This is a genomic window from Streptomyces sp. NPDC048383 (genome assembly GCF_040651775.1).
Classification (GTDB): Bacteria; Actinomycetota; Actinomycetes; order Streptomycetales; family Streptomycetaceae; genus Streptomyces.
Genome location: NZ_JBEZKS010000015.1, coordinates 48,277 through 61,653, shown reverse-complemented (window position 1 = coordinate 61,653; position 13,377 = coordinate 48,277). Strand labels below are relative to the sequence as shown.

At 70.4% G+C, this 13,377-nt stretch carries 10 protein-coding genes; 6 read left to right on the top strand and 4 right to left on the bottom strand.

The window, feature by feature from the left end:
- Positions 1 to 13: 13 nt before the first annotated feature.
- Positions 14 to 1,645, bottom strand: coding sequence for an ABC transporter substrate-binding protein (locus tag AB0D46_RS13355; RefSeq protein WP_362877444.1), 1,632 nt, complete (start codon positions 1,643 to 1,645; stop codon positions 14 to 16).
- Positions 1,646 to 2,026: 381 nt separating this feature from the next.
- Between AB0D46_RS13355 and AB0D46_RS13350 the strand changes: the two genes are divergently transcribed.
- The 6 genes from AB0D46_RS13350 (at position 2,027) to AB0D46_RS13325 (ending at position 10,189) form a co-directional block, all read left to right on the top strand.
- A complete protein-coding gene (locus tag AB0D46_RS13350) occupies positions 2,027 to 2,221 on the top strand; it encodes a hypothetical protein (RefSeq protein WP_362877443.1) in 195 nt (64 codons plus the stop codon).
- A 94-nt stretch (positions 2,222 to 2,315) separates the two neighbouring features.
- Complete coding sequence (locus tag AB0D46_RS13345; protein WP_362877442.1) at positions 2,316 to 5,447, top strand: lantibiotic dehydratase; 3,132 nt, start codon at positions 2,316 to 2,318, stop codon at positions 5,445 to 5,447.
- Complete coding sequence (locus AB0D46_RS13340; RefSeq protein ID WP_362877441.1) at positions 5,444 to 6,790, top strand: lanthionine synthetase C family protein; 1,347 nt, start codon at positions 5,444 to 5,446, stop codon at positions 6,788 to 6,790. Before AB0D46_RS13345 ends, AB0D46_RS13340 begins: the two co-directional genes overlap by 4 nt.
- Before the next feature lie 17 nt (positions 6,791 to 6,807).
- The gene (locus tag AB0D46_RS13335) at positions 6,808 to 7,797 is read left to right on the top strand and encodes a thiopeptide-type bacteriocin biosynthesis protein (protein ID WP_362877440.1); all 990 of its coding nucleotides are present in this window, start codon (positions 6,808 to 6,810) and stop codon (positions 7,795 to 7,797) included.
- Positions 7,794 to 9,593 (top strand): ABC transporter ATP-binding protein, encoded by a 1,800-nt coding sequence (locus tag AB0D46_RS13330; protein ID WP_362877439.1) that lies wholly within the window; start codon positions 7,794 to 7,796, stop codon positions 9,591 to 9,593. Before AB0D46_RS13335 ends, AB0D46_RS13330 begins: the two co-directional genes overlap by 4 nt.
- On the top strand, positions 9,581 to 10,189 hold the full coding sequence (locus tag AB0D46_RS13325) for a GNAT family N-acetyltransferase (protein WP_362877438.1): 609 nt from the start codon (positions 9,581 to 9,583) through the stop codon (positions 10,187 to 10,189). Before AB0D46_RS13330 ends, AB0D46_RS13325 begins: the two co-directional genes overlap by 13 nt.
- Here the strand turns inward: AB0D46_RS13325 and AB0D46_RS13320 are convergent.
- The 3 genes from AB0D46_RS13320 to AB0D46_RS13310 all read right to left on the bottom strand — a co-directional run bounded on the left by AB0D46_RS13320 (position 10,179) and on the right by AB0D46_RS13310 (position 13,367).
- A complete protein-coding gene (locus AB0D46_RS13320) occupies positions 10,179 to 11,123 on the bottom strand; it encodes a GNAT family N-acetyltransferase (RefSeq protein WP_362877437.1) in 945 nt (314 codons plus the stop codon). The genes AB0D46_RS13325 and AB0D46_RS13320 overlap by 11 nt on opposite strands.
- 146 nt (positions 11,124 to 11,269) lie before the next feature.
- On the bottom strand, positions 11,270 to 12,316 hold the full coding sequence (locus AB0D46_RS13315; RefSeq protein ID WP_362877436.1) for a dipeptide ABC transporter ATP-binding protein: 1,047 nt from the start codon (positions 12,314 to 12,316) through the stop codon (positions 11,270 to 11,272).
- Positions 12,309 to 13,367, bottom strand: a complete 1,059-nt coding sequence (locus AB0D46_RS13310) for an ABC transporter ATP-binding protein (RefSeq protein WP_362877435.1) — start codon at positions 13,365 to 13,367, stop codon at positions 12,309 to 12,311. Before AB0D46_RS13310 ends, AB0D46_RS13315 begins: the two co-directional genes overlap by 8 nt.
- Positions 13,368 to 13,377: the final 10 nt, after the last annotated feature.

Here is a 13,377-nt window from a genome sequence, read left to right as displayed (position 1 = left end):
CCGTCGGGGGCGGTCAGGCGACCTTGATCTGGTCGTACACCGGGACGCTGAACTGGTTCAGGGCCACGTCGGAGAGCCGCTCGGAGTAGCCGGCGCTGCCGTTCTGGTACCAGAGCGGGATGGACGGCATCTGCTCGGCGAGGATCTTCTCCGCGTCCCGGAAGATCGCGGTCGCCTTCGTGGCGTCGTTCTCCTTGTTGGCGTCGTCGATGAGCCTGTCGAAGTCCGGGTTGCTGAACTTCCCGTAGTTGGAGGAGGCGCCGGTGTAGTAGAGCGGCTCCAGGAAGTTCTGGATCAGCGGGTAGTCGGCCTGCCAGCCGGAGCGGAAGGGCCCGGTGAGCTTGAAGGAGCTCTGCTGGTTGCGGAAGTCCGCGAAGGTGCCGACCGGGTTGACCGTGCAGACGGGGCCCTCGCCGAGCGCGTTGTTGACGCTGTTGCAGACGGCGTCCATCCAGTCGCGGTGCGAGCCGGTGTCCACGTTGGAGGTCAGCGTGACCTTGCCGCCGGGCAGCCCGCCGCCCTCCTGGATGAGCTTCTTGGCCTGCGCCGGGTCGTAGGCGCAGCCGTCCCCGCAGGCGGTGGAGGAGAAGCCACCCGCCTCGCCGAGCGCCGGGGAGGTCCAGTCCTTGGCCGGGGTGCGGGTCTCGCGGAAGATCTGCTTGGTGATCTCGTCGCGGTTGATCGCCATGGAGATGCCGCGGCGGACCTTCTCCATGCCCTCCTTGCCCCACTGCGGGTCGTACAGCGGGAAGGTGAGGGTCTGGATGATCAGCGCCGGCTGGTTGATGTACCGGTCGCCGAGGTCGTCCTTGACCTTCTTGAGCTGCTGCGCCGGGACGTCGTCGACGAGGTCGAGGTTGCCGGAGATCAGGTCGGTGTAGGCCGTGTTGTTGTCGGTGTACACCTTGAGGTCGACGCCGCTGTTCTGCGCCTTGTCCGCGCCCGGGTACCCCTCCCACGTGCGCAGCTTCATGCCGGTGCCCTTGGTGTACGAGTCCACCGTGTACGGGCCGTTGCCGACGGGCTTGGCGAGCCAGCCGGAGTGGTCGGTGAAGAAGGACTTCGGCAGCGGGGAGAAGGCCTGGTAGCCGAGGGTCTCGGGCCAGGTGGAGAACTTCTCCTTGAGGGCGACGGTGAAGGTCTTGGGGTCCTTGACGACCAGACCGGACATGGTCTTCGTCTTCGGCTCGCCGGCGGCCGGGTGGACGTCGTCGTAGCCGACGATGTCGGAGAAGAACGGCGAGTTGTTCTGCTTGTTGCGGACGTCGGCCCCGTAGTTCCAGGCGTCCACGAAGGACTGGGCGGTGACCGGCTCGTCGTTGCTGAACTTCCAGCCGTCCTTCAGTGTGACGGTGAAGTTCTGGCTGTCGGTGGTCTCGATCTTCTCGGCGAGCATGTCCTTGGCCTCGCCGGTCTTCGCGTCGTACCGCTTGAGACCGCGGAACAGCATGTCGAGGACCTTGCCGCCCTGCACCTCGTTGGTGTTGGCGGGCTCCAGCGGGTTCTGCGGGTCACCCCACGAGGAACTGACGATCCCCGCGCCACCGCCCGCGTCCCCGCCGTCGCTGCCACCGCCGCAGGCCGTCACCGTGAGGGCGACGGCCGCCGCGCATGCGGCCCACTTGACGTGGGTGGCTCCGCGCATGGAGTGCCTCCTATGGGTCCCGGACTCGCTTAGGGCCCACTGTCACCCTCCGCACGGCCCCCTACACTCCCGTTCGACCGATTGCACCCGCACGTCCCGCCGCTGTCACCCCTGCGGGTGACGACACGGCGGACCGAATTTCGCCACACCGTCGCGAATCAGTCAAAGCATCGGTCCACGCGGGGCGAATGAGTCACTCCGCCTCAAGTTTCCCTCAATCATCAACCGTCACATCACCCCGTGAATTAGCATTGACGAATTTTTTTGAATTCCGGATCCAAGAGTGGTCGGATTTTAATTCCTTGACATCCCAAGAAGCGTCAACCTAGGATCACGGAAGGCCGAACAACGGCCCTTGCAATTCGGAATGAGGAGCCCAGCATGACCTCTGCAACACTTCTCTCGACTCCGACGATGGACCTCTCTGATTTCGATCTCGAAATCCAGACGGTCCTCACCGGCGACCCGAACATCCCGATCGCCCCCACGGCCCGATTCACGTCGATCACCTGCACCCCCGCCAACACGACCAACAGCTTCGCGGAGGCCAACGTGCAGGGCCCGATCTGCTGTTAATCGCCGGCTTGCGGAGCCCAGCGCTCCGCAAGGGACCGCCGCGCCCACCCATGGCACGGCGGTCCCGCCCCAGCACTCAGAAAGTGCTCTCCTCATGACATCCGGCAATTACTTCCAGACCGCCGAGCCGATACTCCTCAGGATTTCATCGCTCGCAGCGGACGGAAATCATTCCGAAAACTTTCGACCGGGGCGCGACGAGCTCCCCGACGACGAGCAGCTGATTTCCTACATCCAGGAAATGGCGAAGGACGACTTTTTCCGGGAGTCCGTCGCCGTATCCAGCACCTCCTTGGCGTCGGCACTCGACAAAGTTCAACGACGTGCTGCCATGAGCCGTAAGAACCTTCTGAGCGCGGCCGTCTCACTGACCCGCTACTTCCTGCGCATCACGGGGCGCCCCACCCCGTTCGGACTGCACGCGGGCGTGGCCGAGGTACGGACGGGCGACCGGGCGCGCGCGGTATTCACCGGCACCGCGCAGAAGGCGGTCCGGCTCGACGCAGGCTGGCTGGCCGGCGCCGCGGACTCCTGGCTCGCCCTGCCCGCGGTGCGGCGTTCCGTCGATGTCATGGCCAACGACCTCTGTGCCGTCCGCGGGGACCGGCTCGTCCTGCCCTATGTAACGGCCTCCCCCGCGGGCGATGCGCCCGGCGCCGCACAGACCACCGGCCAGGAACTCTCCCTGCGCGAAACCGCCCTGACGGCCTGGATCCGCGACCGCGCACGAACACCCCTGAAGTACGGGGCCCTGCTCGCGGACGCCGTCGAGGCCTTTCCCGCAGCGGACGAGGAGCGACTGGACCAGTTGCTGCTGTCCCTGGTTCGCAGCGAGATCCTGCTGACCTCCCTGTCTCCCCGCCTGATCGACGAGGAGTTCCTGGCCCGAACGATGACCGCGCTCGGTCCCTCCTCAGACGAGGCCGCCCGCCTGCGCGCCGTACTGTCCGCCCTGGAGGACTACCGCTCGGCTCCTCCCGGCGACGGCACCGGTGCATGGACGGCCCTGGAGGACGTCGGACGGGCCGTCCACCGCGATGGCCGGTCCGTCGCGCAGGTGGACCTACGGTCCCCAGCCGAGGTCGAACTGCCCCGTGGTGTCCTCGACGAGGCCGAGGCGTACGCCACCGCCCTGTGGCGGATCGCCCCCGAGGACAAGGCGCACCGCCGGATGCGCGCCTACTACGAGGCCTTCGTCGAGAAGTACGGGGAAGGCATCGCCGTCCGGCTGCCCGACCTGATCGATCCCCACCGCGGCCTCGGATACCCCGGCGGCTACCTCAACCCCCGTGTGAGCAGGGATCCCCGGCTGTACGTCCACGAACAGGCGCTGGAGGCCGAAGGACCCGGCGACCGGCTGGAACACCTCGCCTCCCTCATTCAGCGGGGCGTCCTCAGCTCCGACCGCGAACTCGTCCTGGGCGACGAGGACATCACACGGCTCACCGTCGAGTCTCGCCCCAGTGCGCTGCCGCACTCCCTGGACCTGTGCTTCCAGCTCCTCGCCGACAGCACCGATGGCATCGACGCGGGCGACTTCCGGCTGCTGGCTTCCCCCATGATCGGCGCAGGCCTCGCGGGCGCGACCACGGCGCGGTTCGCCTCCGTCAGCGGAACCGAGCAGGCCGTCGCCCGGCTCGTGAATCCGGGCGAGGACGAGGACGTGATCACCGCCCAGCTCGTCTTCCGACCGCAGATCCCGAGGCTGCTCAACGTCGTGCAGGTGCCCGAGCTCACCCGCTACGACATACCCGTCGGCGCCTTCCCGGCCGGCACCGGCAGTCGGCACATCGACTGGCGGGCCCTCGTCGTGACGGCCGACGGCGAACGTCTGCGCCTGCTGCTGCCGGACTCCGGCCGCGAGGTGCGACCCGTCGTACCGCACATGCTCTCCATGTCCTCCGTCGCCCCCAACCTCGCCCGGTTCCTCGGTGAACTCCGCTTCACCGGGGAGCGCAAGGTCTGGCAGCCCTGGGACTGGGCCGGCTACGGCCTCTCGCCCTGGCAGCCCCGGGTCCGGATCGGGAAGGTCGTCGCCTCGCCGCTGACGTGGCGGCCGAGCCCGGAGATGCGCCACCTGACGGGCCGTCGGGACGACTGGGAACGGGCCGTCGAACGCTGGCGCCGGGAAGTGCGGGTCGACGACCAGGTCACCGTCGTCAGCGGTGACAAGACGTACGGCATCGACCTGCGCGACGCGTTCCATCGCGAAATCCTGCGCCGCGATCTCACACGCGAGGAGCTCGTCCTCACGGAGACGCCGCAGGCCTTGGGGTTCGGGCACGGCTGGTCCGCCGGCCGGAGCAACGAGATCTGCGTACCTCTGGTCGCCTGCGCGCCCCGCCCGACGTACGTGCCTGCGGCGACGCCGGCGATCGGCGTGGTCGAGCATCACCCGGTCGGCGGCCTGTGGACCAGCGTCCACGTCCAAGCCGTCCTGGAGGCCCACGACGCCCTCGTACGCGGACTCGGCGACCTGGCCGAAGCTGTCGCCGACAGCGTCGACCGCTGGTTCTACCTGCGCTACTTCTCCCCGGAACCGCACCTGCGCCTGCGGCTGCGCTCACCCGACGAGGCTTCGGCCTCGGCCGTGCGCCGGGCCGTCCAGGACCACCTGTACCGCGCCCGGGAGGCCGGGCTGCTCCGTGAGTTCAGCACGCAGGCGTACGAGCCGGAGACGACGCGGTACGGAGGCCCGCGGGCTCTGGACGCGGCCGAGGAGGTCTTCTGCCGGGACAGCCGTACGGCCGTCGCGCAGCTTGCCCTGCTCGGTTCCGGCCGCAGCCCGGTCCCCCGGGACCTGATGATGTGCGCCGGCCACGCGGTGCTGCTGGAATCGCTCGGCGACTGGGACTGGCAGAGCTGGGCCGCCCGCCAGTTCCCGAAGTCCACCGACGGGTCGATCACGCGCGGCGACGTCGAGGCCGCGGCGCGGCTGATCCAGCCGGGCCGGACCGCCGCGAACCTTGCGGCCGCTTGCGGGATCCCGGGGATCGAGACGCTCTGGCGGGAACCGAGCCGGCTCGGCCGCGAGCTGGACCTGTCCGGCGACGCCGGCCACCGGGCCGACCGCAGGCGCGACACGGCACTGGTCAGTCTGCTCCACATGCAACACAACCGGCTGATCGGCAACAACCTGGCGAGCGAGTCCCGGGCGGTCGTGCTGCTCGGACACGTGGCCCGACAGCAGCTCGGCCGGGCCCGGAACGGGAAGGCGAAGTCATGACCCCGACCACCACGCCGCCGGCGCGCACCCCGGCGCCCCTTCACCGCAACGCCACGCTGCGGATCGCGGACACGATCGCCGGGCGGCTTGCCAACGCCGAGGCCGTCGCTGAGGCCACCGGCGTGCCGGGCGTGTTCACCTCCGCGGAACTGCCCTGGAGCCCGCCCTCACTGGGCCGAGGCCATGCGGGGATCTCGCTGCTGTTCACTTCGCGCGTCGCACGGGATCCGGCCAATGCCGCCCTCGCCCACGGACACCTGGCCCGTTCCGCGGCCCTCCGGCAGGAGACCCACGGGACGGAGGTCGGCCTGTACGGGGACGTCTGTGGTCTGTCCTTCGCGATGGAGTGCGCACGCCGCGCCACGGGCGGCTACGGCAAGGCACTCGCGGCCATGGACCCGCAAGTGGCTGCCCAGGCGGATGGCTGGTGCGAGCTGGTGCGCCGGGAGCCCCGGGGCACCATGAACCGGTACGACGTGATCAGCGGGCTGTGCGGTTTCGGCCGGAACCTGCTGCTACGGGGCAGCGCCTGCCGTGACCCGCTCATCCGGGTCCTCGAAACGCTGGTGACGATGGCCCGCTCCACCGGGGACGCGGACGCCGGAACGCCGCCGGGACTGTGGGCCGACGGCCCGCCCTCCAGTGACGGGCGCGGCTCCGACTCGGTCCGAAAGCAGGGCCACCTGAACCTCGGGATCGCCCACGGCATCGCCGGTCCGTTGGCCCTGCTGTCCCTTGCCCACCGACAAGGCGTCGTGGTGCCCGGACAGCGCGAGGCCGCCGAGCAACTGGTCGAGCTGTTGGGCCGGTTCGAGGAAAGCGACGCTTACGGACCCTTCTGGCCAGCGATCCTCCCGTGGGAGGACTGGTGCGCCGGCCGGGTACGGGACGCCCGCCGCGCCCGCCCGTCCTGGTGCTACGGAACCCCGGGAGTGGCCCGCGCGCTCCAACTGGCCGGAGAGAGCTTCGACTGGCCGGACCAAGTGGGTGTGGCCCGCCGGGCCGTGGCCGCCCTGGCCCGTGCCCCGTTCTCCGACTGGGGGCTCGACGAGTCCGGCCTGTGCCACGGCTTGGCGGGCACCCTGCACCTGCTGGGGTACTTCACCGAACCCGAATCCGAGCCCGGCGTCGTCCGAGGCCTGCGGGATGGCCTGGCCGCAGCGATCGTCGCCCGGTTCCGCCCGGAGCAGGCCTTCGGATACCGGGTGGAGATGCTCAACTCCCCCGGGGGCGGGGACTTCCCCGGATTCCTGGAGGGCGCGGCCGGCATCGCCCTGGCGTTGGACGCCTACGCGGACGGCGGTGTGCGTTCCCCTTGGGACGCCGCCCTGCTGACGGCATGAGCGGGAGGGACGACGTCGTGACCCGTACGCCCGGTCCTCACGCTCCCGCGGCGCCGGTACCCGGTACCGACGGCCTCACCCTGCCCGAGTTCCTGCGCCGCATTGCCGACTGGTACGACGCCCCGGACGCGTCTCCCGACCCGCGGCTCACACGCCTCGGCGACGTGTTCACCGCCGCCGGCCTGGCAGCGCTGCACCGGGCGGCGGCCGGATCGGCCTGGTCGGAATTCAGGCTGCGCCCGGCCGACGGCCGGCGCGGGGAACTGTACGCGCGGATGTACCGCCTCGCCCGCGAGGCGCTGGATACCAAGGAGATCGACGCCTTCTTCTTCGTCCACAAGGAGCCGGGCCTGCGCCTGCGCTTCCGGACCGGACCGCACCCGACGGCAGAGCCCGTCCACCGGGCGGCGCCCCGCCTCTGGCAGGACCGCGGCTGCGTGGCGAGCTGGGTCCCGGCCGTCTACGAACCCGAGGAACACCTGTTCGGGGGACCGGTCTCCATGAACAGCGTGCACCGGATCTTCACGGCCGACTCCCTCCTGTGGGCCGGACGCCACGCCTCGGCCGAACGCACCGGTCCGTCCTGGGCCCTGTCCCTGCTGATGGTCCGAGCCCTCTTCGAGGAACTCGGCGTGTCCGGCTGGGAGGACCGCGAGATCTGGGACCTGTTGCGCCGCCGGGCGCACCGCCGGTTCACGGGGGCGACGCCGCCCTCCTGGCAAGGCACCGCCGAGGGTCTCGGGCGCCTGTGGGCGGAGCCGGAGCGCCTGCGTTCCCTGCTGGATCCACTGTGCCTGGAAGCGCTCGGCGAGTACCGCGCGGCCGTGCGCCACGCGTGCGCCCTTTGGCACGAGACGTACTTCGGGTGCCCCGGTGCCGACGTCGGACCGCGGGAAGCAGCCGCCTTCCTCGTCGTCCACCACTGGAACCGGGCGCACCTGCCCATGGAACGGCAGATCGCCGTTACCGAGGCCCTCGTGGGCCCCCACAACCTGGCGGTGCTGTGAGTCCCGGGAAGCGGAGCGCGGAGTCGGCCGCGCAGGTGCACGTGCCGGTGGGACGACTGTTGGAGCTCTTCCGTCCTTACCGCGTGCAGGCGGGGCTGGTTCTGCTGACCATCCTCGCGGACGCCCTGGCCTCGGCCGCCTGGCCGTTCCTACTGCGCGGCATCATCGACACCGCCCTGCCGCAGAAGCGGGTGGGGCTCCTGACGGTGCTGGCCCTGAGCATCCTCACGATCTGCGTGGTGACGAACGTCCTGGACGTGGTCCGCGGTTCTCTGGCGACCCGGACGGGCCAGGCCGTCATGCACCGGGTGCGGACCCAGGTCTACGACAGGCTCCAGGGCATGTCGCTCGGTTTCTACACCCGCACCGGGGTCGGTGACGTCCAATCGCGCGTGGTCAACGACGTGGGCGCGATGCAGGCAACGGTGACCTCCACCGCGACCTCCGTGGTCACGAACGCCACCGGGGTCCTGGCGGTCCTGGCCGGGATGCTGCTGCTGGACTGGAAGCTGACCGCCTTCTCCCTACCCCTCCTCGTGATCTTCGTGTGGGTCAGCCGGCGGGTGGGCAGGGAGCGCCGTACGGTTACCGGTGAACGGCAGGAACAGCTCGCCGTGGTGGGTGGCACGGTCACCGACTTCCTGTCCGTGGGCGGGATCCTGCTCGGCCGCACCCTGGGGCGCCGGGAGCAGCTGTTGGACGACTTCGCCACCGAGTCCCGGCGGCTCGGAGCGCTGGAAACCCGGACGGCGCTGGCCGGCCGGTGGCGGATGTCGTCCATCGGCATGGTGATGGGGGCCATGCCGGTGCTCCTGTACTGGGCGGCGGGCGTGCTGGCCGGGGTGGGCGGCGGCGCGCCGTCGATCGGGACGCTCGTCGCGTTCGTGACCCTCCAGCAAGCACTGGCCTGGCCCGCTGCCCAGTTGATGAGCGCCGGTGTGCAGATCCAGTCCTCCTTGGCGGTGTTCCAGAGGATCTTCGAGTACCTGGACCTGGAGGAGGAGGTCCCCGAGTCCGCGGCGCCGGTGACACTGTCCACGCCGCGTGGCGAGGTCCGCTTCGAGTCCGTCGGCTTCCGTTACGCCGAGGGACTGGACCCGGCCCTGCGCGACGTCACCCTGCACGTGCCGCCGGGCAGCCGGGTGGCGCTCGTGGGCCCGACGGGGGCGGGGAAGACAACGCTCGGCTACCTGGTGCCCCGGCTCTACGACGTGTCCGCGGGTCGGGTGACCATCGACGGGATCGACGTCCGGGACGTCTCCGCGCAGTCGCTGTCCCAGGTGGTGGGGGTGGTGTCGCAGGACACGTACTTCTTCAACGCGTCCGTGGCGGACAACCTGCGCTTCGCCCGGCCGTCCGCGACCGACGCCGAGATCGAGGAGGCGGCCCGCGCCGCGCAGATCCACGACTTCGTGATGTCGCTGCCCGACGGGTACGCGACCCGGGTCGGAGAACGCGGGCACCGGTTCTCCGGCGGGGAGCGGCAACGGCTGGCCATTGCCCGCGTGTTGCTCCGCGATCCGGCGGTGCTGGTCCTCGACGAGGCGACGAGCGCGCTCGACACGAAGACGGAGGCGGCAGTCCAGCGAGCCCTGGACGCGCTGTCGGCCGGCCGCACGACGCTCACCATCGCGCACCGCCTGGGGGTCGTACGGAACGCGGACCTGATCGCGGTGCTGGACGGCGGACGCGTGGTCGAGACGGGCACGCACGCGGAACTCCTGGCACACGGCGGCCGGTACGCCGAACTGGTTGACTGCGACAGCAAGGAAACGGAGACGACATGGAGCCGGTGACCCTGACCAGCGAGCGGCTGGTGTTCAAGCCGCTGGATCCGAGGGACGCCCCGGTGATCGCGGGTGCGTGGCAGGATCCGGACATCCGCCGATGGACGGTGGTGCCGGAGCCCGGCACCGAGGAACAGGCCATGGCCTTCGTCTCCCGGACCTGTGCGTCCGGTTGGACCGACGACACCAACTACGTCTTCGGGACGTACGTCGCGGAGACCAGCGAACTCGTCGGCGTGATAGGCGTGTTCGGTCTCAGCTGGGTATGCCGCTCCGAGAACCTCGCGTCCATGGGGGCCTGGGCGGTGCCCGGCCACCGCGGGCTCGGCTACACCGTGGAGGCCGTCCGTAGAGTGGCGCGCTGGGCGTTCGAGGACCTGCGGACGGACCGGGTCGAGAGCCTCATCGAGGTCGGCAACGACGCTTCGCTGGCCGTCGTGCGCAGAGCGGGCTTCGTTCTGGAAGGCACCCTGCGCTCGCGCGTCATCCAGCACGGAACCCGCAGGGACGCCTGGCTGACGTCCCTGCTGCCGCAGGACGTCGGGGTGGCCCCGCAGCTCCCCTACCCTGCGGAGGCCGGGGCGCCCGCGCCCCTCACCAGGTGAGCTCCCAGGTGTCGACCGCGTAGTGCAGCGCCATGCCGTGCGCCTCGTACAGCGCGAGGGCGCCCGTCTCGTTGTGGGTGTCGACGCCCAGGCCCACCGTCCGCCGGCCGCGGGCCGCGTAGGCGGCGAAGCCGTGGCGCAGCAGGTGGCCGCCGATGCCGCGACCCCGGAGGTCGGCGCGGACGCCGATGTGGCTGAGCCAGCCCATGCTGGTGCGGTCGTCCCGGGTGAGGAGCACGCCGACGTCGCCCTCGGCGGGCAGCGAGGCGATCCACACCAGCGACCAGTCGAGGTCGCGGGCGTCGAGGTGGTCCAACCAGGGCTCGTACGCCCGCTCCACGTGTCCGAAGTGCGCGGCGAAGGTCTCCTCGACGAGGACGTGGGCCCTGCGCCGGTCGGCCTCGTCGGCAGCGCAGTCGCGCAGGGCGAGCCCGGCGGGCGGGGCGGGCGACAGGTCCGTGTCCGGGGCGGTGTCGGCATCCGGGGCGAGGGCGCGGGTCATCACCTGGTAGCGGCGGATCGTGCGGTAACCGCGCTTCCTGAGCAGGCCGAGGTCGAGGGTGGGCTTCACGTTGAGCTGGATCCGCAGGCGGGCCTTCGGGGATCCGGCCGCGAGGACGGCCGCCCGGGCCTCCATCAGCGTCAGCAGTCGCAGGGCGGCCTCGTCCTCGCCGGGCAGGACGTAGTGGTCGCCGTCGACGCGGCCCGGTCCGGAGTCGGCCCAGACCAGGGCGTAGGCGACGAGCCGGCCGCCGCGGAAGGCGAGCCAGGAATCGGCGGCCAGGTCCACGTCGGGGTGGTTCAGGTCGGCCTCGACGGTGCCCAGGTCCGTCTCGGGTCTGCCGATCTCGATGACGTCGACGGCGTTGAGCAGTGCGCAGATGTCGGACGCGTCCCCGGGCCCCGCCGGACGGACGGTCAGCAAGTCGGTCATCCGCCCACTCTCGATGCCGCCGGGGGCTCGCCGCAACCGGCTTTTCCCCTACGGCGGCCGGGCCGCGAACGCGCCGGGGCGCCCGGACCGGAGGTTTCCGGTGCCGGGCGCCCTGGGCGTCGTACGGCCGTGGCCGAGGCGGGGGATCAGACGGGCAGGACCGCCCGCTCCTCCGCGAAGTGGCACGCCGACTCGTGCGCGGCCGGGGTGTCCACGCCGGTGAACCGGGTCGGGATCGCCAGCAGCGGCTCCTCCTCGGCGCAGCGCGCCTCGGCCTTCCAGCAGCGGGTGCGGAAGCGGCAGCCCGACGGCGGGTTGGCCGGCGAGGGGACGTCACCGGTGAGGATGATCCGGTCGCGGCCCTCGCGGGCCTCCGGGTCCGGCACGGGCACGGCGGAGAGCAGTGCCTGCGTGTACGGGTGGGTCGGGTGCTCGTAGATCTCGGCGTCGGAGCCGATCTCGGCCATCTTGCCCAGGTACATGACGCCCACGCGGTCCGAGATGTGCCGGACGATCGAGAGGTCGTGCGCGATGAACACGTAGGACAGGTTGAACTCGTCCTGCAGCTTGCCCATCAGGTTGATGACCTGCGCCTGCACCGACACGTCGAGCGCGGAGACCGGCTCGTCGCAGATGATGATCTCCGGGTTGAGCGCGAGGCCGCGGGCGATGCCGATGCGCTGGCGCTGGCCGCCGGAGAACTGGTGCGGGTAGCGGTTGATGTACTCCGGGTTCAGACCCACGACGTCCAGGAGCTCCTGGACCTTGCGGCGCCGGTCGCCCTTGGGAGCCACCTCGGGGTGGATCTCGTAGGGCTCGCCGATGATGTCGCCGACCGTCATGCGGGGGTTGAGCGAGGTGTACGGGTCCTGGAACACCATCTGGATGTTGCGGCGGACGGCCTTGAGGGCCTTGCCGGACAGCCGGGTGATGTCCTGGCCCTTGTAGAAGACCTCGCCCGCGGTGGCCTTCTCCAGGCTCATCAGCAGCTTGGCGACGGTGGACTTGCCACAGCCGGACTCGCCGACGATGCCGAGGGTCTCGCCCTGGTACAGGTCGAAGGAGACGCCGTCCACGGCCTTGACCGCGCCGACCTGCTTCTTGAACAGGATGCCCTGGGTCAGCGGGAAGTGCTTGACCAGGTTGCGCACCTGAAGGATCGGCTCGCCCTTGGGCTTGGTGAGGTCAGCCATGGATCTGCTCCTTCCAGAAGTGGCACGCGCTGCCGCGGCCGGGCAGCTCGGTGCCGTCCTGCTCGGTCACCTGGTGCAGCACGGGAACGTCCGTGCGGCAGATGTCCTGAGCCTTGGGGCAGCGCGGGTTGAAGGCGCAGCCCGAGGGGATGGCGAGCAGGTTGGGCGGCAGGCCCTTGATCGCGTAGAGCTCCTGGCCCTTCTGGTCCAGGCGCGGGATCGAGTCGAGCAGGCCGCGGGTGTACGGGTGCGCGGGGCGCTTGTAGATCTCGTGGACCGGGGCGTTCTCGACGATCCGGCCGCCGTACATGACGGCGATCTTGTCCGCGACGTCGGCGACGACGCCGAGGTCGTGGGTGATCAGGATCAGGCCCATGTTCATCTCGCGCTGGAGTTCCGCGAGGAGGTCCATGACCTGGGCCTGGACCGTCACGTCGAGGGCCGTGGTCGGCTCGTCGGCGATGATCAGCTCGGGCTCCAGGGCCATCGCCATGGCGATCATGATGCGCTGGCGCATGCCGCCGGAGAACTGGTGCGGGTAGTCCCCCACGCGCGCCTTGGCGGCGGGGATCTTCACCCGGTCCATGAGCTCGATGGCCTTGGCCGTCGAGTCCTTCTTGGACATGCCGCGGTGCACCCGGAACATCTCGCCGAGCTGGGCGCCGACGGTGTGCACGGGGTTCAGCGAGGACAGCGCGTCCTGGAAGATCATGGCGATCTTCGAGCCGCGGACCTTGCGGAACTCCTCGGCGGGGAGCTTCAGCAGGTCGGTGCCCTGGAAAAGGATCTCGCCCTGCGGGATCTTGCCCGGAGGCATGTCGAGGATGCCCATGATGGCCTGCGCCGTCACGGACTTGCCCGAGCCGGACTCTCCGAGGACGGCGAGGGTCTCGCCGGCGTTCACCGAGTACGAGACGCCGTTGACGGCCTTGGCCACGCCGTCGCGGGTGTGGAACTCGACGTGCAGGTCGCGCACGTCCAGCAGGGGGGTGTTGCCCTCCGGCGCCGATCGGGGCGCGGGGACGTTCGAGGTCTTGTCGATGATGGTCAACGTACGCCCT